The following is a 19,110-nucleotide window of genomic DNA, read 5'->3' as shown; positions in this document are numbered from 1 at the left end:
ACGGATGATGAACAACAAATGGAGAAACGTCATGGCAGGAACGGTGATTGTCTCGATACTGTTATCAGCTTGCAGCAGCGAAGCGGAGACAACGACGATAACACAACAAACGGCTGTAAATACAGAAAAACAAACGAGTGAAAGTAATGCCCAAACTACGTCTTATGCACAGAACTTTGATAAAACGGAAGTGATGTCTTTTTCCATTGATGTGGATGAGGATGCCTGGCAAAAAATGCTGGACACAGCGGCAGAGGAGAATTATATCAAAGCCAATGTAACGATTAACGGAACAACGATTCAAAATGTAGGCATTCGAGCCAAAGGAAACTCGAGTTTGAGACAAGTGGCAGGAGACGATACAACGGATCGGTATAGTTTCAAAATCAAGTTTGACGAATACGTCAAAGGTCAGACCTGGAATGGACTCGACAAAATGGTTGTAAATAATATGATCTCGGATGCCAGTTACATGAAAGAATATCTTAGCTACGACATCATGAGTTATATTGGCGTTGACGCACCGCTGTTTGCTTTTGCCAATATCAACGTAAACGGAAAGACATGGGGCTTATACCTTGCTGTTGAAGATATAGATAGCGGGTATCTGGACCGTGCGAAGAATGGTGAAGGCGAAATCTATAAACCCAATAACGATGGCAATATGGGAGCGGGCGGAATGGGGAATCCAATGGGTAACCCGCCAGCAGAAGGTGACGCTGCAGGGATGGGAGATTTTCTGCCCCTTGAAGGCATGGAACCACCAAGTGATGCAGGTGCAGCAATTGGCAAGGACACTACCGATTCACAGCCCGCAAGAGGTCGTGGAGAAGGTAATCGCGGACCGGGTGGAGGCGGCAGAATGAAGGGTGACACGAACGGCGTATCCTTAGTTTATACGGATGATAAAGTTTCCAGTTATTCTGGCATTTTTGATAATGCAAAGACCAAAACAACGGAAGAAGATGAACAACGTGTCATTGAGGCACTTAAAAACTTGAATGCAGGCTCTAATCTTGAGAAAGTTGTGGATGTGGATGCTGTGCTGAAATATTTTGCAGCGCATATCGTGGTTGTGAATATGGATAGCTATACTTCCAATATGGGTCATAACTATTATTTGTATGAGAATAATGGACAGCTCAGTATGCTGCCATGGGACTATAATATGGCTTTTGGTGGATTCATGGCAGGTTCAGCATCCGATGTAGTTAATCTTGCTATAGATACACCACTGTCCGGTGTGACGATGGAAGAACGTCCTATATTAAGTAAACTGCTGGAGGTACCTGAGTACAAAGCGAAGTACCATAAATATTTGCAGGAAATTATAGACGGTTATTTCGCAGACGGGCAATTTGAGCAAAAGGTACAGACGCTGAACCATCTGATTACCGATTATGTTAAAAATGATCCTACGGCATTTGTTACGTACGATAAGTATAAAGCGGCTGTGGCCGAATTGACCAAATTAGGCACGCTGCGTGCGGAAAGTATACAGGGACAACTTGACGGAACGATTCCTGCTGCTGCGGAGGAACAAAAATCGAGTCCGAATACCCTTATCGATGCTTCTTCTGTCGACCTAACAAAGCTGGGAGATGATCTTAATAAAGGAAAAGGGATGAATGGCGGTGGCCCATGGCAGGGCTTCGAGCCCAATTCAGGCAACCAAGAAACTAAAAAAGCGGAGCAATCGGATACAACCCAATAGGTTCTGCGATCTCTGCTATGTAATGTGAAAGCTTGTTCATTAGATGATACCAAGAGACGCGTTTCAAAGGCGTCTCTTTTTTATATTATAAAAAAACTATTTACAACTCAAATTAAATTGTGTACAATCAATTTGTGAACAAGTTAAATGAAATGATGTTTAGCCAATATAACAAATATGAAATCGAAAGAGGAGAGATTGAATATGAAAACTTTATATGAAACAACAGTCATTAATACAGGTGGACGTCAAGGGATCGTACAATCGCCGGATAATGTATTTATGATGGATGTTGCTGCACCGCCTGAGCTTGGTGGACAAGTAACTACGGCTACGAACCCGGAGCAGCTGTTTGCGGCAGGATACAGCGCATGTTTTAACTCTGCATTGGAGTTCCAATTGAAGAAACATAACGTAACCATTGAACGCAGTACGGTATCTGCAACTGTAGCACTGGTAGCAGACCCGGCAGATGGTGGTGTGAAGCTGGATGTTGAGCTTGAAGTGAAAATTTTGGGTCTGGATGAGGAAACTGCAGAGAAATTTGTGAAGCTTGCTCATGATTACTGCCCTTACTCCAAAGCGATCAAAGGAAATGTTAACGTTAAAGTAGAACGTGCGTAAGTAAATCAGGACTCGAGCTTACTATTCTCAATAATGGAATATGATTAGACTAAACCTCCGAGTAATCGGAGGTTTTTCCTTTATGAATGAAGTTGGGAAAAATATAATTCGGCTCCGAAATATATTGAATGTACGGTGAAAATTTAATAAATGTAAAAATGTTGAAACTTTAGCAAATGGGTCTGCGTATATGGATATAAGAAAGTTCACAATTAACGAAGCTAACCCATTATCGCAGTCGCTGAAAGAGAGGTGCAGCATGGATTTTAGAGAATTTGACAGGCCGACGGATGGATCGGAATCATATACACATCAGCAGCGTCATGAAGAACGTTCACAGCAGCTGATCTCTGGCGTAGGGAAAAGCATTTGGTGGGAGATTAGCAACTGGCTAATTCTCGGAGGTATGCTGCTGTTAATCTTTTTATTATTTAAATACGTTTTTTAGAATTGAACATGCAAATATGATTAGTTCAGCGTATCCAAAATAGGCACACAATTGGGCGTTCCCCCATATGATGCAGTATTCAGTAAGCATTAAGGGAAATGGGGAATCCGGGATGGCAAAGGCAAAGGGAAAGAAGGCTCCCGCGTTAAAAAGTGATAAGTTGCGTGTATCCATAAAGCTGGTTACATCCGATGTATGTGAACGCTGTAAGACTCCCTGCTCACGAGGCACGGAATATGCCTCACGAATGAGAGAAGGCGGGGCAGTCGGCAAAGGGGTTCCCTGTATTCTAACCCGTCATGTATCCTCTTGAGACTTCGTCTAATAGCGTATATATAATAAGTGGCATACTAGGGTATCCTGACAGCGGGATAGCCTTTTTTTACGTTTCCCAAAGCGTGGTAAATATTTTGGATAAAAAATGAAAAATGATGAAAAACAGCGCAACTTTGTAGCCGCGTTCGCAGTATAAATGTACAAACAAGCAAACAGCAGGGGAGGGAATATTGACGGAATGAAATGGAAAAGAGTACTGCTGTGTGTCATGGTATTCTCCTTGCTGGGCGGGTCTTTGTTATTTGCGGACGCTGTGAACGAGAAGATTCGCGTGCTCATTAACGGCAAGGAAGCATCTGACGGAGGTTATTTGATTAATGGAACGACATATGTACCTGTTCGGGAGGCAGGAGGGCTTGCTCGGTGGGATAACAGCAGCAAGCGGGTAACGGTAATTAAGCCTAATGTACATATTTTTCTCTTTAAAGGAGACACTGTGTTTGGGAATGTTAATGTGGGCAAATTGAAATTCAATGTGTTCTCACAAGTAGACAGCCTGACTGCAGATGTGGCCGCCGTGAAAGTCACGATCACGGACCCGAGCGGTCAGGTGAAAGATATTCAGGCTCAGGATCTGACGACACAGAAGGATAACTTCTGGTTCCGCACGTATGATTTCACATATGATTTTAGTCGTGCAGGCAAGTACCAGATCGGTTTTCATATTAAAGAAAATGCAAACAGCAGCTATGTTCTGGTGGCCGAAAAAATCATTACAGCCCTGAACAATTAATGGCGCAGTAACGCTGTGCGTTAAATTGACCTGGCTCTGCGAACATGTTACGATATGCAGGGTTACACATTTTCTATTGATGAAGCGAGGTATTACAATGAGCGATCACAAACACGAGCATGGAGATAACTGCGGATGCGGTCAAGACCATGATCACGATCATGAGCATGAAGAGATCCTTCTCACGCTGACCGACGAGAACGGTCAAGACGTGGAAATGGTTTTGGTAGAGACGTTTGACGTGCAGGATCATGTTTATGCACTCCTGCTGGAACGCAACAATCCTGAAGCTGACGGCATCATCCTGCGTATGGAAGAAGAAGACGAGGAAATGGTGCTCTACAATATTGAAGACGAATCAGAGTGGAACCGTGTTGAAGCGGCTTACAACGAACTGGTTGCTTCTCAAGAATAGTCGATCTTTTGCAGTATAACATGAAGGCTCCTTGATTTCAGGGGGTCTTTTGTTTTTTATTCATCCCGTATAACAGGATTACAATGCAATCAAACAAAAGGACCAGGAGCTTCATCCAGCCCGGTCCTTTTGCGAATCATTTGTTTTTCGTTTTTCTAGAAAATGGCGTCAGCTTCCACAATAACTTTAACGTTAGTTACGCTGCGGTCCTCCGGCCCTTTAACCGGCAATCCAACCTCAACATGGTCAATAATATAGTCGATGTTTTCCTGTGTAATAACTTCGCCCGGAAGCAGGATCGGAATACCTGGCGGGTACACATAGATGAATTCCGATATAATACGTCCAGCGGATTCCTTAAACGGAATGACCTCGGTATCTCCATAAAAGGCATCACGTGGTGTCAGCATAAGCTGAGGAATATCTGGAACCTTAACAACCAGTTCATGTGCCGGATTGACCTGATAATACGTACGGGAAAGATCCTGCAGTGCATTCAGCAAGATATTCACGCTGTCATCAGTATCACCTGGCGTGATGAGGCACAGAATATTGTACATGTCGCTAAGTTCAACTTCGATCTTATAATGCTCACGCAGCCAGTTTTCGGTCTCATAACCTGTGATTCCGAGATGACGCACATGAACTGTAACTTTGGTCGGGTCGTAATTAAAGGTTGCTTCTGTACCCAACAGTTCTTTACCGAAGCAGTACAATCCATCGATGTCATTAATCGTACGGCGTGCAAACTCCGCAAGCTCAATGGCCTTTTGTGCAATTTCGTGACCATGGAGGGCGAGATTGCGTCTCGACGTATCCAGCGATGCAAGCAGTACGTATGAGGTAGATGTTGATGTAAGCAGACTCAAAATGGTCTGTACACGTTGTGGATTGACAAAGCCGTTTTTGGTGTTCAGATTCAGAACGGAGCTCTGAGTCATTGAACCGCCAAGTTTATGCACACTCGTAGCCGCCATATCGGCTCCAGCAGCCATAGCTGACAGCGGCAGATCCTCATGGAAATGGATAAGCACACCGTGTGCCTCGTCCACCAGTACAGGCACCTGGTAGCTGTGAGCCAAGTCTACGATGGCTTTAAGGTCTGTACATACACCATAATAGGTTGGATTAATGACAAGCAGAGCTTTTGCATCCGGGTGGCGTTCAAGCGCACGGCGAATGGACTGAATGGTTACACCATGATCTATGCCGAGATTGGCATCTTGTGCAGGAGAGACGAATACGGGCTTGGCTCCTGAGAAAATGATAGCAGACAAAACGGACTTATGCACGTTGCGCGGCACAATGATTTTGTCCCCAGGACTGCATACCGATAGAATCATCGTCATGATCGCACTGCTTGTACCCTGTACACTGAAGTAGGTATAATCGGCTCCAAAGGCATCCGCGGCCAGCATCTGTGCTTCCTGAATGACACCTGTGGGTTGATGCAGGTCATCGAGTGGTGCGATATTGATCAAATCTATGGAGAAGGCGTTATCGCCAATAAATTCACGGAATTCGGTATCCGCTCCCAATCCTTTTTTATGTCCCGGAATATGAAACTGTACCGGATTGAGTGCCGCATGATTTTTCAAAGCGGTAAACAGCGGCGTACGGTGGTGATTCATCAGTGCTGTCACAACCCTTCCTAAGTAAAATGGTAAACAAAGATGAGTATAGCAAAATAAGAACCGAATGCAAGCAGTAGAAACGACATTTTTTTGAATTGGTGAGATTTGGTCGTCATCCCCCCGGTTACACTAAGTGTAGAGGACGAGCAAATGAACCTTGAAAGGGGAAAAAGAATGCAAACCGACATCAAACCAGCCAAAATCCTGAGATCGCCTTTTTTTATTGCGATGTGGCTGACACTTTTTCTGGTGGAGATTATCAAAGGGGCGCTGCTGGTCGCTGTTCTCCCCGTATATATGGATAATATTCTGGGGCTGTCCGCAGGCGTCATCGGTGTGGCTTTTGCCCTGCAGTATCTGGGAGATAATCTGTTCAGAGCACCTTCAGGCTGGGCGGCAGAACGCATCGGCTTTCGCGCTACGATGGTAACGGCTCTGATCTGTACGTTAATTGCCGTTATTATGATTCTTTTTCTCAAAAGTGCCCTCGGGCTGTCCATGGCATGTCTGATTCTTGGCATTGGTACATCACCGCTGTGGCCCTGTGCGATGACGGGAGTCACAGCAATGTCAGGCCCGCAAAATAAAAATGGTACAGCGATGGGTGCCCTGGAGATGGCGGCTTTGGGAGGAACAGGGCTTGGTCCTGTCGGTATGAATTGGCTGCTGGAACGTACCGGTCATGATTACCGTACGATCTTTCTTATCCTGATGGGCTGTGCTGTTTTGGTCATTCTTGTCGCCATGATACTGCCAGGACGTGTCGTTGTTCAGGGAGGCCAGACAGGAGAAGCGGGAGATGCTGCAGAAGGTCGAACGTCCGCGAAACAGAAGTATCCAGCCAAACCGAATCTGCTCACCCCCTTTATACGCCTGCAGCAGAGCGTGAAGCGAACCTTACACCGGGTGCGAAGCACGCTTAATGTGAATCCGCTTGTGTATCCGGCGCTCTTCATGCAGTCATTCGTGATCGGCTTGCTTAGTCCTGTTATTACGCTGTACACTCGAACAGATCTAGGTATCTCACCGAACCTGTACAGCCTGCTGCTCATTGCAGGGGGAGGTATTACTGTCATTGCACTGCTTCCTGTAGGTAAAATGGTGGACCGATTTGGTACGAAACCGTTTTTGAACATCGGATTTTTGATGGCGGCTGCGAGTCTGTTTGCCTTCTCGGCATTAACATCCGTTCCGGTTGTTTTTGGCATCGTCATGCTTGTCGGTATCAGTTATGCCATGATACTTCCAGCCTGGAACGCGTTTGTTGCGACACTGATTCCTGAAGGGGAACGCGGGGCAATCTGGGGCTTTTTTCTAACGCTGCAGGGATCAGGTATGGTTGTTGGCCCCATCGTATCAGGACTTTTATGGGACCATATCAGTCATCCTGCGCCGTTTGCTGCCAGCGCTGTTGTGATGGCAGGACTTTTCGTGGTGCACTTTGTCTTGGCACGAAAGCCGTTCCGTACCGCCCCCACAGGGTAAGCGTGCTTCACATCGAATAAGGGAGGGTCTTAAACCGGATCATCTGATCATGGACTTAAGGACCTCCCTTTTTGGTTTGCATGGATGTCTGTGAACTGTCATTTAGTGCAAATCATATTTTATTTATATTGCCATACAGTAATGATCATAATTTCGACACGTTTGTCATTTGAGAAAATGACATTTTATACAGCAGCAGCGTTTGAAAGGTGGAACGAACAGCAGAAAAAGAAATTCCCACAATCCGATGAATATCCAGGGGCCTGCCCCTGTGCACCTGCGGAAAGCTGCAATTTGGATTCGCATTCCGTGAAAAATAGTCAAATAACCAAGTACCCTTACATAAAATGAAGTATAAAATAGGGTAAGCCGATGTAACAAAAGCGCTTGAAACATGAGGCCGGAGCAAATCCGGTACAGATGGAGGGAGTGCCGTGAACAAAAGTTATGAAGTTGAATATTGCAATCTGGAGCTGCGGTTCAACCGTCGGCATATCCAAAATCTAATTAAAGACCTAATTCGTGAGGGGTATTCACTATATTGGAGCGAGGACGAATCCTTCTTTATCCTGTCAGTCCGCACCGGACGCAAGCTGGTAAAGCTCCGTTTTCAACAGACGCGCAGCGGGAATTACAAAATGACAGGAGATTACCTGATCAAGGACGCCAAGCTCGCGGAGTGGCTGGAGAAGCTGATTGGCGATACACGCGGGCATGCTGTGGTAAAAAGATTCAAGGATCAGCAGATGACGGTGGAGAATATTTTATTTGGTGAAGTCATTCGTCTGGTGGAAGTGTCGGGATTCAAGCAGCGGGTCATATTTCAAAAGGAACCAGCGCCAACGGCGGAAGAGATGGAGGAAATGTTCCTCTCGCGCGAAGGAGAAGAGCGGCTTATGCTGCTGCGCATGGAAGTGGACGATGAACTGGAACGCCTGCATCATGCCATACAATTGAATAATGTAGAGAAAGCCGATACCTGCCGTGAAGCACTGCGGCGATTGTCCGGTCATCTGTTGATGCTGGAAGGGTGAGGCAGAAGGTGTTTGACCCTTATCATTCAAAAGGGCTGTTCCCAAAAGTCTTAAACGGCTAGGGGCAGCCCTTTGATATGTAGAGAAAGGGTGGTTTGAACATTGCAATCGTCAGAGCGTTTAGCCTTCCGTTCGTCTAAGGACGCCGAGGATCGATAATGGAATCGTCGGAACCCTCCACATAAGCATCGAATTCTTCAATCCCTTGTTCCAGAATGAGATCGGCTTCATGTGCAGTGATTGGAATGACCCACAACAGGGGAACCGTCTCATGGCCCGTGTATATCTGTTCAAGAGCTTCGTTTTCTCCCCTCAATTCATCGATTAAGAGGGCATCTGCATTCCATTCTACAGGTGCTAATGCACTTGATTTCATCACACGGGGGGTGACGGAATTCGGTACATTTTCGATATGATGTGTGATCAAATCTGCAAGGTAGCTGTTGACCCGATCTGCCGTTACACCGCCTAGATCCGATTGCAGCGCAAGCATCCACTCTGCAGCGACTGATTCCCCTGAAGGCCGGATGGCTTGAGACAAGCCTACAGTAACAAAGCGAGAGATACCGGACTGCATCGCTTCAGGAAAAAAGTAAATTTCCACATGAATGTTTCGATCTGCTTTGGAAAGTACCATTCTGCTCTCAGGCATGCCCCATTCATTCATATAGGTTCCGAGAAGAAATGTTCTTCGGATATCCAGTGATAACCGTTTTTCGTTTGAAAGCTGTTCATAGGTCATTTGCAAGCCCCTCCTGATCATGATTTGCTCCTCTTCCTAATAATAACGTATTTTATGAAAATACGATGAACACATTTGCAGAACGAGGCGTTTTCTCGCTGCAGGAAGGGTATGCGGGGTTCACTTTCATACATAAAACCGTTAAAATGAGTGTATTGTTGAGATTTTTTTTCAATAAAATTAATTGGAGCAAAGGATGGAGGACCAGATGACAAAACAACAAATCGGCGTAATCGGCCTGGCAGTCATGGGTAAAAATTTGGCCTTTAATATTGAAAGCAGAGGATTTTCAGTATCGGTATTTAACCGTTCGCCTGAGAAAACACATGACCTGCTGAAAGAAGCCGAAGGCAGAAACCTGACAGGTACATTCTCCATTGAAGAATTCGTAGCCTCCCTGGAATCCCCGCGCAAGATTCTGATCATGGTGCAGGCAGGTAAAGCCACAGATGCAACGATCGAGCAGCTTCTGCCTCACCTGGATGAAGGCGACATCATCATCGACGGCGGAAATGCATACTTCCCTGATACGGTTCGCCGCAGCAAAGAGCTGGAGGACAAAGGCATTCGCTTTATCGGTACAGGCGTATCCGGCGGCGAAGAAGGCGCACTGAAAGGCCCTTCCATTATGCCTGGCGGACAAGAAAGTGCTTATAAACTGGTAGAACCGATTCTCACGGCGATTTCGGCCAAAGTCGGTGACGACCCATGCTGTACATATATCGGACCAGACGGTGCCGGACACTACGTGAAAATGGTACATAACGGCATTGAATACGGTGACATGCAGTTAATCGGAGAAGCGTATCATTTGCTGAAATCGGTACTGAACGTATCGGTAGAGGAGCTGCATGAAATCTTCACAGAGTGGAACCAGGGAGAACTTGACAGCTATCTGATCGAAATTACAGCGGATATCTTCTCCAAATACGATCCGGAAACAGGCAAACCGATGGTGGATGTCATTCTGGATGCAGCTGGACAAAAAGGAACAGGCAAATGGACAAGCCAAAGCGCGCTGGATCTCGGCGTACCTTTGTCCATGATTACGGAATCCGTATTCTCCCGTTTCTTGTCTGCGATGAAAGACGAGCGGATCGCTGCAAGCAAAATCCTGAACGGACCTAAAGCAGAAACATTCTCCGGTGACAAAAAAGCATTTATCGAGAGCGTGCGCAAAGCGCTGTTCGCAAGTAAAATCGTATCTTATGCGCAGGGTTTCGCACAGATGCGTGCTGCATCTGACGAATACGGCTGGGATCTGAAATACGGTAACATCGCCATGATCTTCCGCGGTGGCTGTATCATCCGTTCGCAGTTCCTGCAAAACATCAAGGAAGCTTACGACAAAGACGCAGCTCTGAAAAACCTGCTGCTTGATCCATACTTCCAAAACATTGTGGAATCCTATCAGGATGCATGGCGTGAAGTGGTGGCCGCTGCGGTAAAACAAGGCATTCCGGTGCCTGGCTTCTCCAGCGCATTGTCCTACTACGACAGCTACCGCACAGAGCGTTTGCCAGCAAACCTGCTGCAGGCGCAGCGTGACTACTTCGGTGCACACACGTTCAAACGTGTGGACAAAGAAGGAAGCTTCCACCACAACTGGATGGAGTAAACTTCTACGAATGAACAGAGGGACTTGGCAGTGCCGGGAGGATGCGGCACTTCAAGTCCCTCTTTCATTTTGAGATAACAACCGCCCAATGAGCCCGCATATGCAGGATAGATGCTTCGATGGAAAGCTCGCTGCAGACATGGCCTTCCCCCGTTCGCAGGGCTGTGTTATGATAGGACAAAAGTGCTCATGAAATGCTTGAATTAAAGGAGTGTACACCCTTGAGCAAGTCTAAAAATATTATTCTCATCGGCATGATGGGGACTGGGAAGTCAACCGTCGCTGACATGCTGTCACGCGAACTGGGATACACGTTAATTGACGTAGATGCCGCGGTTGAACAGGAGGAAGGTTGTACGATTCCGGAATTATTTTCCAGTAAAGGCGAGACATATTTCCGTGATGCGGAGAGCCGGATGCTGTGTTCGATGCTGGAGAATGATTCACAGGTCATTGCAACTGGAGGCGGCGTTGTGCTTCGCATGGAGAATTGTGAAGCGATGGCAGCGAATGGCTGGGTTGTTGCGCTAACGGCAGATCCCGAGGTTATTGTGGAACGGGTGAGCGGCTGTGATAACCGACCCCTGCTTGCAGGCAATGCGGAGGAACGGATTCGGACAATTATGGAAGAACGCAAAGATGCATATCGGTTTGCACATTACACAGTGGATACAACCGCGCTGTCTGCGGCTGAAGTGACTCATTTAATTTTAGCGCATTACCGCGTCTAAGCTTGTGATTAGCGAAGTTAAATAGATGAAGGCAGGAAGTGAAAACATATCAAAAACGGGCCAGATGGCCCGCTTTGAAATGTAAGGGTGTTAGGGTGATCATGTAAAGTGTAACGCTTTGAAAGGATCGCCGCCTTTTACATTAACCCTGTTTTCAGTTTTCCTGCTGCCACTGCAGCATACCGCCGACCATATTCGTACAGCCGTCGTATCCAAGCTGCTGCAGATATTCACAAGCTCGTTCACTGCGGTAACCGCTGCGGCAAATCAGAATGATTTCGCCTGATTTGTCAATCTCGGATAAACGATCTGGAATCTGTCCCAGCGGAATGTGTTTGGCACCATCGATCATGCCCTGCGCGACTTCTTCGTCTTCGCGGACGTCTATCATCTGCAGCTTCTCCCCTGCCTGTAAACGGCGGCGAAGCTCGGATGTTTGAATTTCAGCTATTTGTGTCATATTCAGGTCCTCTTTTCTATATGGACTTAACGCCTATAATGATACCCAAGCGATACAGGGGATGTCAATTTGGCCTTAACAACCTCACTAATACGATCAACGAAGGAGAGTATCATTCATGGACGTTATTGTTAACCCTACCCCTAATCTGAGCGGAGAAATTGGAGCTTTGTCTTCCAAAAACTATACGACTCGTTACCTGCTTGCTGCTGCGCTGGCGGAGGGAACCAGTACCATTCATTTTCCGGCTCACAGTGAGGACAGTGATGCGATGCGCAGATGCATTCGTGATCTGGGCGCTGTGCTGGAGGAGGATGACAGCAAAATTGTAATCCAAGGTTTTGGCAGCCGTCCTCGGGATGTGCGCGAATTAAACGTTGGCAATGCTGGCGCCGTACTTCGATTCCTGATGGGCGTTACTGCGCTTTGCCCGGATGTTACGTTCGTGAATACGTACCCCGATTCTCTCGGTAAACGACCGCATGACGATCTGATTGATGCACTTGGCCAAATGGGCGTACAGGTAGAGCATCAGCAGGGGCGCCTGCCGATCACGATTAAGGGCGGCCAAGCCAAAGGCGGGCATATCCGTGTGTCGGGCTCGGTAAGCTCTCAATATTTGAGCGCACTGCTGTTTGTGACCCCTATGCTTGCTGAAGACAGCACAATCGAGGTGCTCAACGATCTGAAATCAAAAGTAGTCATCGGACAGACTCTTGAGGTGCTTGAACAAGCGGGTATTGTCATTCACGCAAGTGACGACTACATGTCATTCCGTGTACCTGGCGGACAAGCTTACAAACCCACAACGTACACCGTTCAAGGGGATTACCCAGGTTCGGCTGCTGTACTTGCTGCCGCAGCGGTCACACAGTCTGATGTGAAAATTCTCCGATTGATGGAGCAGAGCAAACAGGGGGAGCGTGCCATCGTTGACGTACTTCGTATGATGGAAGTGCCGCTCACTCATGAGAATGATGTTGTTCACGTCCGGGGAAACGGCAGATTAAAGGCAGTTGAATTCGACGGAGATGCGGCTACTGACGCTGTATTGGCCATGGTAGCAGCGGCTGTATTTGCGGAAGGCACGTCACGGTTTTATAATGTAGAGAACCTGCGCTACAAGGAATGTGACCGGATAACGGATTATTTGAATGAACTGCGGAAGGCAGGAGCGAACGTCGAGGAACGTCAGGCCGAGATTATCGTACACGGGCGTCCGGAAGGTGTTGAGGGCGGCGTTGAGATTAATGCTCACTATGACCATCGTGTCATTATGGCGCTTACTGTCGTGGGTCTGCGTGCCAAACAACCGCTTCGTATCCGGGATGCACACCATGTAGCGAAGTCATATCCGCAATATTTTGATCATTTGCAGGCGCTTGGCGCCTCGGTTCAGTGGGTAAAAGAGTAAATTAACACGTTAAGCAGAAAAGGATGGTGCTTGAACATGGAATTTAACAACCCTACTCGCGAAGAAATTGGACACATTTTGCGCAATGCAGGCAGCATTGCTGTTGTTGGCTTATCAGACAAATCAGATCGTACCTCGTATATGGTTGCTGAGGCGATGCAGAGCAGGGGCTACCGCATTATCCCTGTTAATCCGCAGGCACAGGGGGAGATTCTTGGCGAGAAGGTGTATGCCTCACTCGCAGATATCCCGGAGCCGGTTGACATTGTTAATGTGTTTCGGCGTGAAGAGTTCTGTGCCGAAGTTGCTCGTGAAGCTGCAGCGATCAAGGCGAATGTGCTATGGCTCCAGCTGGGCATTCACAACGATGAGGCTGTTCAGATTGCCGCTGAGAACGGTATGACGGCGGTAACCAATCGCTGTATCAAAGTAGAAGATTCCATCGTTCTACGCGGCGCTGGGCGCGGCTAAAAGGCCGTGCTGTCGTCATGAATTTGTTTATGGCATCGCATATTCAACTTAGGATTAATGAGCATCCCGTGACTTTTCAAAATCACGGGATTTTTCATGTTCAGCGTAGTAAAATGAGGTTGAAAATATAAGGAGGATGGAATACAGATGAGAAGGTGTTTTAAAAAAGCAGTCATGCTGCTGCTTGTTGTTGTATGTGCAGCAGCTTTACGACTAGAGGCCCCCGTTTATGCAGCGAATGAAGCGATTCATGCAACGGATGTGTGGACAAGTCAATCACTTTTCGCTGCACCTGCCAAGAAGCCAGAAGTGAAATGGGGATTGGATTTTAAAAATTATGTACGACACTTGGTTGTGGATTCTAAAGGCACGCTCTATGTGATTTCACATCATTTTGGTCATCCGTTATTGACGGCCGTCACACCACAAGGCAAAGTGAAGTGGGCTAAACGATTAGAACATATTAATAGCATATCAGACATGTATTTGTACAATGACAGTTCTCTGGTTATTCTTGGTAATGATATTCCCGAACGAGGTAGGAGTTCAGAGGATTTTGGAACGACGAGTATATCGAACTACACATTAAACGGAGAACAGATCTGGGAGAAAAGATACAAGGATTACACAGCTAATTATAACGTGGATGTTAGTAAGGATGGAGTTATTATTTTTACGGCTTCTTATGTACAAGTTATACATAACAATAAGCCTATAAGTCAGGGAGAAGATATTAAAGAAGAGAAAAGATTGATCGGCGTTAATATGGACGGCAGTGAGAAGTTTAACAGTCTTCTTGGAACAGAGATCAATTTAAGTCCTTTTTTTGTTGTCTCTGACCCAATCTTTGTTAAGGATCGGATTTTTTTGACCTTGTCCTCCTTAAGCAGTATCAGAGAGAAAGGCAGAGTGAAATCAGGTGAATTGATTCAATACAACCTAGAGGGTAAAAAAATATCAGGTACCCGGTATACAGGGGAGAATCTTCAGAGTCCGATTTATGATAATCATCAGATTTATGTGGTGGGAAACGATGACCTTCATATTTTTGATGCTCAGGGTAAGCTGAAGAAAACCGTTAAGGGAGGTTTCCAAAGTACAAGTAACTCACTTGCCCCTTCAATCAGCAAGCAAGGTGACGTCATATTTGGAACAAATATTTATCATGCCCTGAGCAAGAAAGTAACCAGTTTTAACAAAGAGAATCAAACCTATTTTACCAGTGAACCCATTATTGATCGTAACGGCAATCTAATCTATCATTACAAAAACTATGCTAAAAATATAAACGTTCTGGTTTCCATGAAACTAGCCACATCCAAAATCAATTGGAAAATAAATATTAATCATAATTTAGGCGACCAGTGGCTAATTTCAAGGGATGGAACAATATATGTAACTGGAACTAAACTGCTGGCTATCCGATAAAAATGTAACCTTGTATTCAAAGTGGAAAGGGGATTTTCTTCCCCTTTTTTACTTTACAAAACGCGGTGTAAAGCTTACCATCTAGGATAGAAAGGAGAGGTCGCCATGAATTGGCTCGGATCCTTGCAGCAGCTCGGAAGAGCAGTTATGCTGCCTACAATGGTCCTTCCCGCTGCAGCTATTTTGCTCAGTGTGGGCAGTCTGCCCTGGAACGCTTGGGGATTGGATATCGTTGGTGAAGTGTCTACCGTGGCCGGACACGGTATTTTTTATTTTTTGCCGTATTTGTTCGCAGTCGGCGTGGCGCTCGGACTCTCCAACCAGGCCGGGCAAGCAGGACTTGCAGCACTGGCTGGTATTGTCATCTATGATCAGGTTACCCGGAATTTCGGAGATGGTACGGTGCAGCCTGCTTCACTGATTGGAATTATACTCGGTGCATTAGCCGGTTTAACGCATAATCGGTTTAAAAGCATTAAACTGCCTGAAATCCTTCAGTTTTTCGGGGGCTCAAGGTTTGTTTTGTTAATTGTCGGGCTCTGTTCTGCCCTTTTTTCCTGTTTTATGTTATGGATAGCTCCCATGCTGCAGCTGGGACTGAACGCGATTGCGACATGGGAATACAGCCTAGGCGGTTTCGGGTTGTTTATCTATGGCGTGTTATACCGGGTACTGGTTGCCTTCGGACTTCACCATCTGCTCAATAATGTTTTCTGGTTCCAGTTGGGAACCTACGAAACGCCTGGCGGCAGCATCGTGCAGGGTGATTTGCCGCGATTTTTTGCAGGCGATCCGACTGCCGGATTTTTTATGGCTGGACTGTTCCCCATTATGATGTTTGCTATCCCTGCCATTGCCTTTGCGATTATTCAGGAGGCCAGGGAAGACCTGAAACCAAAGATCAGGAAAACGTTCCTGACCTCTGCGCTTGTCTGCTTCTTAACTGGCGTGTCCGAGCAGATTGAGTTTGCTTTTCTCTTCGCGGCGCCATATCTGTTTATTGTACATGCAGTGATGTCCGGGGTGGCCATGTGGCTCAGTTACTGGCTGGATATAAGGCACGGCTTTTCCTACTCGGCTGGCGTCATAGATTACATACTCAATTTTCATCTGTCTGAGAATGCTTGGAAGCTGATTCCGATTGGCATACTATATGGGCTGGTCTATTATTTCCTGTTCCGCTGGGCGATTCGCACGTTCAAGATACCAACACCGGGACGGGAAGAAGGATCGATGCTGGAAGATTGGGTTGGCAATATCCCGTACCAGGCTCCATTGGTGTTGGAAGCATTGGGCGGGAAAAGCAACATTGTGCAGGTTGAGGCATGTATTACACGCCTGCGCCTGACGGTTCACGATGATCGGCTGATTGATACAGGCGCAATGAAAAACCTGGGATCAGCCGGGTTGATCAAACTTGGCGGCGGAAACGTACAGGTGGTATTCGGTACTTATTCCGAGCTCATTCGGGAAGAAATTGCGAAACTGCTTGAACGTGATCTGCAGCAAGTGCTGTTTGCCGCACCCGTGCAGGGTAAGATGCTGCCGATTGAAGAGGTGCCGGATCAGATTTTTGCGGCCAAACTGGTTGGAGACGGCGTTGCTTTTGTACCGGAGCGGGGAGAACTGGTGTCGCCTGTCTTTGGAACGATTATGCATCTGTATCCAACCATGCACGCCCTGGGTATTTCCACACGGGAGGGGCTGGAGGTCCTGCTGCATATCGGGATCGACACTTCACAGCTGAAGGGACATTTTGAAGCATTTGTGCAGGAAGGGGACACGGTAGAACCTGGACAACTGCTCATCAAATTTGATCTGGCTGTACTGCGTGAACAGGCGGCATCACTCACGACTCCAATGGTTATTACGAACCCGGATCGTGTGAAATCATGGAGTTTTGCTCCATTCAAGCAAGTGAAGAAAGGTCAGGCATCCGTCATGTCCGTGGTGCTCTATGACAGGAACGTTGGAGGGGTAGAATGAAGATACAAGGCATCAATGGAGCTGCAGGCATCGCCATCGGCAAAGCATTTGTCCTGCCCAGCTGGGAATGGGACCTGCCCGATCAGAAGATGGATTCGGTGGATCTCGCCCAGGAATTCGAACGGCTGTACGAGGGGATACGGACATCGAAGGATGAGATTGAATATATCAAAAACGAGTTCAAGGAAGTTGTGGGTCCAGAGGAATCCAGCATCTTTGATGCTCATCTGGCCATCCTCGAAGATCCGGTTTTCATGAACGAAATTCGCGGTATTATCGAACGTCAGTACAAAGCGGCAGAGGTTGCGGTAAAAGAAGCGATAGACCATTTTGTCACCATGTTTGACCTGCTGGAGGACGAATATATGAAGGAACGGGCGATCGATATCAAGGATGTCGGCAACCGCCTGCTTAAACATCTGCTGGGTGCCCCGGAGATTACGCTGCCTTCAGATACGCAGCCTTATATTCTCGTTGCCAAAGAACTTTCGCCATCGCAGCTGGCCCATCTCAATCCAAGCTATGTTCTGGGGATTGTAACCCTGATTGGCGGTAAGACGTCTCACTCGGCTATTATGGCGCGTGCACTCGGCATTCCTCTCGTTTCTGGACTTGAAGCGAGTCTTGGCATGCCGGTAGAGACGGGAGACATGCTGGTAGTGGATGGCGATAACGGTCTGGTATTTACGGAGCCGGACCGCAAAACCATTGAACGATACACTATGCTGCGCAGTAAGGAGCTGAAGAAAAAAGAACAGCTGCAGGTCCTTGCCACCGTGGATGCAGTGACCAAAGATGGGGCAGTGCTGCAGCTCGCTTCCAACATCAGTTCCGTGAAGGAACTGGATTTGGCGTTGAAGCACGGAGCCAAAGGAGTAGGCTTGTTCCGAACCGAATTCCTCTATATGGACCGTGCTGCATTCCCCGGAGAACAGGAGCAGTATGAGGTATACCGGCTGGTGGCAGAGAAAACAGCAGGGCAGTCCGTTGTCATTCGTACTCTTGATATTGGGGGCGACAAACAGCTTGATTATTTCGAATTGCCTGAGGAAGACAATCCGTTTCTGGGGTATCGTGCCATTCGAATCAGTCTAGACCGCAAAGATCTGTTCAAAACACAGCTGACTGCCATCCTGCGCGCAAGCGCGGCAGGTAATGTGAAAATTATGTATCCGATGATTTCATCGGTCGAAGAGCTTCAGCAGGCTAATGAGGTCCTTCGGGAAGCGATGGCTGATCTCGATGAGCGCGGCTTGGCCTATGATCGCAATATTCAGGTAGGCATCATGATTGAGGTTCCTGCAGCTGTTATGATTGCAGACCTGCTTGCGGAAGAAGCTGACTTTTTCAGTATCGGGACGAATGATCTGGTCCAATATGTACTGGCTGTAGACCGTATGAATGAACAGATTGCCCATATGTATCATCCGTATCATCCGGCGGTGCTGCGGATGCTGCGGACGACTGTAGACGCTGCACATACGGCAGGCATTGACGTCAGTGTCTGTGGCGAGATGGCGGGGGACGAGCGTTCCATCCCATTATGGCTTGAACTGGGAATTCGTCACCTAAGCATGTCGCCCCAATCACTGCTGCGTGTGAAGCATCGGGTCTTGAATACAACTGCTGCGGAAGCTAAAGAGGAGGCACGTAAATGCTTTGCTCTGAGAACGAGCAGCGATATCGAGGAGCGTTTGCAAATATTCAACGATGCAAGCGGTAGTCCTGACGATCACAGCGGCTCCAATGCATCTTGAATGATATGAAGTTTTAACAGACGTATAATCCCTTTAAATTAATATATTCACTTTTGTACCACTTTTTACAAAAGATATCA

General features: G+C 47.0%; 17 protein-coding genes. 14 read left to right on the top strand and 3 right to left on the bottom strand.

The features are described from left to right. The first annotated feature begins 4 nt into the window (after positions 1 to 4). The 5 genes from MKY97_RS19650 (at position 5) to MKY97_RS19630 (ending at position 4,270) form a co-directional block, all read left to right on the top strand. Complete coding sequence (locus MKY97_RS19650; RefSeq protein WP_342551977.1) at positions 5 to 1,714, top strand: CotH kinase family protein; 1,710 nt, start codon at positions 5 to 7, stop codon at positions 1,712 to 1,714. Between the two features lie 204 nt (positions 1,715 to 1,918). Next, the gene (locus MKY97_RS19645; protein WP_184190451.1) at positions 1,919 to 2,338 is read left to right on the top strand and encodes an organic hydroperoxide resistance protein; all 420 of its coding nucleotides are present in this window, start codon (positions 1,919 to 1,921) and stop codon (positions 2,336 to 2,338) included. A gap of 259 nt (positions 2,339 to 2,597) precedes the next feature. After that, positions 2,598 to 2,786 (top strand): hypothetical protein, encoded by a 189-nt coding sequence (locus tag MKY97_RS19640; RefSeq protein ID WP_342551976.1) that lies wholly within the window; start codon positions 2,598 to 2,600, stop codon positions 2,784 to 2,786. Positions 2,787 to 3,300: 514 nt separating this feature from the next. After that, positions 3,301 to 3,855 carry a copper amine oxidase gene (locus MKY97_RS19635; protein WP_342551975.1) on the top strand — a complete coding sequence of 185 codons (555 nt, stop codon included), beginning with the start codon at positions 3,301 to 3,303 and terminating at the stop codon, positions 3,853 to 3,855. Positions 3,856 to 3,952: 97 nt separating this feature from the next. Continuing rightward, positions 3,953 to 4,270 (top strand): DUF1292 domain-containing protein, encoded by a 318-nt coding sequence (locus MKY97_RS19630; protein ID WP_342551974.1) that lies wholly within the window; start codon positions 3,953 to 3,955, stop codon positions 4,268 to 4,270. 155 nt (positions 4,271 to 4,425) lie between these two features. Here the strand turns inward: MKY97_RS19630 and MKY97_RS19625 are convergent, their stop codons facing one another. Then, positions 4,426 to 5,901, bottom strand: a complete 1,476-nt coding sequence (locus tag MKY97_RS19625; RefSeq protein ID WP_342556394.1) for an aminotransferase class I/II-fold pyridoxal phosphate-dependent enzyme — start codon at positions 5,899 to 5,901, stop codon at positions 4,426 to 4,428. A gap of 177 nt (positions 5,902 to 6,078) precedes the next feature. Here MKY97_RS19625 and MKY97_RS19620 point away from each other — a divergent pair, with 177 nt between their 5' ends. Continuing rightward, a complete protein-coding gene (locus tag MKY97_RS19620; RefSeq protein WP_342551973.1) occupies positions 6,079 to 7,389 on the top strand; it encodes an MFS transporter in 1,311 nt (436 codons plus the stop codon). Positions 7,390 to 7,823: 434 nt separating this feature from the next. Further along, on the top strand, positions 7,824 to 8,423 hold the full coding sequence (locus MKY97_RS19615) for a hypothetical protein (RefSeq protein WP_342551972.1): 600 nt from the start codon (positions 7,824 to 7,826) through the stop codon (positions 8,421 to 8,423). Positions 8,424 to 8,559: 136 nt separating this feature from the next. Here MKY97_RS19615 and MKY97_RS19610 read toward each other — a convergent pair whose 3' ends face one another. Beyond that, the gene (locus MKY97_RS19610) at positions 8,560 to 9,165 is read right to left on the bottom strand and encodes a suppressor of fused domain protein (protein ID WP_342551971.1); all 606 of its coding nucleotides are present in this window, start codon (positions 9,163 to 9,165) and stop codon (positions 8,560 to 8,562) included. 208 nt (positions 9,166 to 9,373) lie between these two features. Here MKY97_RS19610 and gndA point away from each other — a divergent pair, with 208 nt between their 5' ends. Together gndA and MKY97_RS19600 are read left to right on the top strand one after the other, a co-directional pair. After that, on the top strand, positions 9,374 to 10,783 hold the full coding sequence (gene gndA, locus MKY97_RS19605) for an NADP-dependent phosphogluconate dehydrogenase (RefSeq protein ID WP_342551970.1): 1,410 nt from the start codon (positions 9,374 to 9,376) through the stop codon (positions 10,781 to 10,783). A 221-nt stretch (positions 10,784 to 11,004) separates the two neighbouring features. Then, on the top strand, positions 11,005 to 11,514 hold the full coding sequence (locus MKY97_RS19600) for a shikimate kinase (RefSeq protein WP_342551969.1): 510 nt from the start codon (positions 11,005 to 11,007) through the stop codon (positions 11,512 to 11,514). 154 nt (positions 11,515 to 11,668) lie between these two features. Here the strand turns inward: MKY97_RS19600 and MKY97_RS19595 are convergent, their stop codons facing one another. Next, positions 11,669 to 11,974, bottom strand: coding sequence for a rhodanese-like domain-containing protein (locus tag MKY97_RS19595; protein ID WP_342551968.1), 306 nt, complete (start codon positions 11,972 to 11,974; stop codon positions 11,669 to 11,671). Positions 11,975 to 12,092: 118 nt separating this feature from the next. On the opposite strand from MKY97_RS19595, the gene aroA reads away from it, so the two are divergent. From aroA to ptsP, 5 genes are all read left to right on the top strand, one after another. Beyond that, positions 12,093 to 13,388 (top strand): 3-phosphoshikimate 1-carboxyvinyltransferase, encoded by a 1,296-nt coding sequence (gene aroA / locus MKY97_RS19590; protein ID WP_342551967.1) that lies wholly within the window; start codon positions 12,093 to 12,095, stop codon positions 13,386 to 13,388. A gap of 36 nt (positions 13,389 to 13,424) precedes the next feature. Further along, complete coding sequence (locus MKY97_RS19585) at positions 13,425 to 13,859, top strand: CoA-binding protein (protein WP_342551966.1); 435 nt, start codon at positions 13,425 to 13,427, stop codon at positions 13,857 to 13,859. Positions 13,860 to 14,006: 147 nt separating this feature from the next. After that, on the top strand, positions 14,007 to 15,287 hold the full coding sequence (locus tag MKY97_RS19580; protein WP_342551965.1) for a hypothetical protein: 1,281 nt from the start codon (positions 14,007 to 14,009) through the stop codon (positions 15,285 to 15,287). A 105-nt stretch (positions 15,288 to 15,392) separates the two neighbouring features. Next, complete coding sequence (locus MKY97_RS19575; protein WP_342551964.1) at positions 15,393 to 17,273, top strand: glucose PTS transporter subunit IIA; 1,881 nt, start codon at positions 15,393 to 15,395, stop codon at positions 17,271 to 17,273. Then, positions 17,270 to 19,030 (top strand): phosphoenolpyruvate--protein phosphotransferase, encoded by a 1,761-nt coding sequence (ptsP, locus tag MKY97_RS19570; RefSeq protein ID WP_342551963.1) that lies wholly within the window; start codon positions 17,270 to 17,272, stop codon positions 19,028 to 19,030. Before MKY97_RS19575 ends, ptsP begins: the two co-directional genes overlap by 4 nt. The last annotated feature ends 80 nt before the right edge of the window (positions 19,031 to 19,110 follow it).

Origin of the sequence: Paenibacillus sp. FSL R7-0652, assembly GCF_038595045.1 — a bacterium.
Taxonomy (GTDB): Bacteria; Bacillota; Bacilli; order Paenibacillales; family Paenibacillaceae; genus Paenibacillus.
Note: the sequence above shows the minus strand (reverse complement) of the source record. Positions and strands in the feature narration are given on the sequence as shown.

What these genes read in the sequence shown, in the direction of transcription:
- ptsP (WP_342551963.1), top strand. Translation starts at nt 17,270, where the DNA reads ATGAAGATACAAGGCATCAATGGAGCTGCAGGCATCGCCATCGGCAAA.
- MKY97_RS19595 (WP_342551968.1), bottom strand. Translation starts at nt 11,974, where the DNA reads ATGACACAAATAGCTGAAATTCAAACATCCGAGCTTCGCCGCCGTTTA.
- MKY97_RS19585 (WP_342551966.1), top strand. Translation starts at nt 13,425, where the DNA reads ATGGAATTTAACAACCCTACTCGCGAAGAAATTGGACACATTTTGCGC.
- MKY97_RS19635 (WP_342551975.1), top strand. Translation starts at nt 3,301, where the DNA reads ATGAAATGGAAAAGAGTACTGCTGTGTGTCATGGTATTCTCCTTGCTG.
- MKY97_RS19640 (WP_342551976.1), top strand. Translation starts at nt 2,598, where the DNA reads ATGGATTTTAGAGAATTTGACAGGCCGACGGATGGATCGGAATCATAT.
- MKY97_RS19610 (WP_342551971.1), bottom strand. Translation starts at nt 9,165, where the DNA reads ATGACCTATGAACAGCTTTCAAACGAAAAACGGTTATCACTGGATATC.
- MKY97_RS19650 (WP_342551977.1), top strand. Translation starts at nt 5, where the DNA reads ATGATGAACAACAAATGGAGAAACGTCATGGCAGGAACGGTGATTGTC.
- MKY97_RS19625 (WP_342556394.1), bottom strand. Translation starts at nt 5,901, where the DNA reads ATGAATCACCACCGTACGCCGCTGTTTACCGCTTTGAAAAATCATGCG.
- gndA (WP_342551970.1), top strand. Translation starts at nt 9,374, where the DNA reads ATGACAAAACAACAAATCGGCGTAATCGGCCTGGCAGTCATGGGTAAA.
- MKY97_RS19630 (WP_342551974.1), top strand. Translation starts at nt 3,953, where the DNA reads ATGAGCGATCACAAACACGAGCATGGAGATAACTGCGGATGCGGTCAA.
- MKY97_RS19620 (WP_342551973.1), top strand. Translation starts at nt 6,079, where the DNA reads ATGCAAACCGACATCAAACCAGCCAAAATCCTGAGATCGCCTTTTTTT.
- aroA (WP_342551967.1), top strand. Translation starts at nt 12,093, where the DNA reads ATGGACGTTATTGTTAACCCTACCCCTAATCTGAGCGGAGAAATTGGA.
- MKY97_RS19645 (WP_184190451.1), top strand. Translation starts at nt 1,919, where the DNA reads ATGAAAACTTTATATGAAACAACAGTCATTAATACAGGTGGACGTCAA.
- MKY97_RS19580 (WP_342551965.1), top strand. Translation starts at nt 14,007, where the DNA reads ATGAGAAGGTGTTTTAAAAAAGCAGTCATGCTGCTGCTTGTTGTTGTA.
- MKY97_RS19575 (WP_342551964.1), top strand. Translation starts at nt 15,393, where the DNA reads ATGAATTGGCTCGGATCCTTGCAGCAGCTCGGAAGAGCAGTTATGCTG.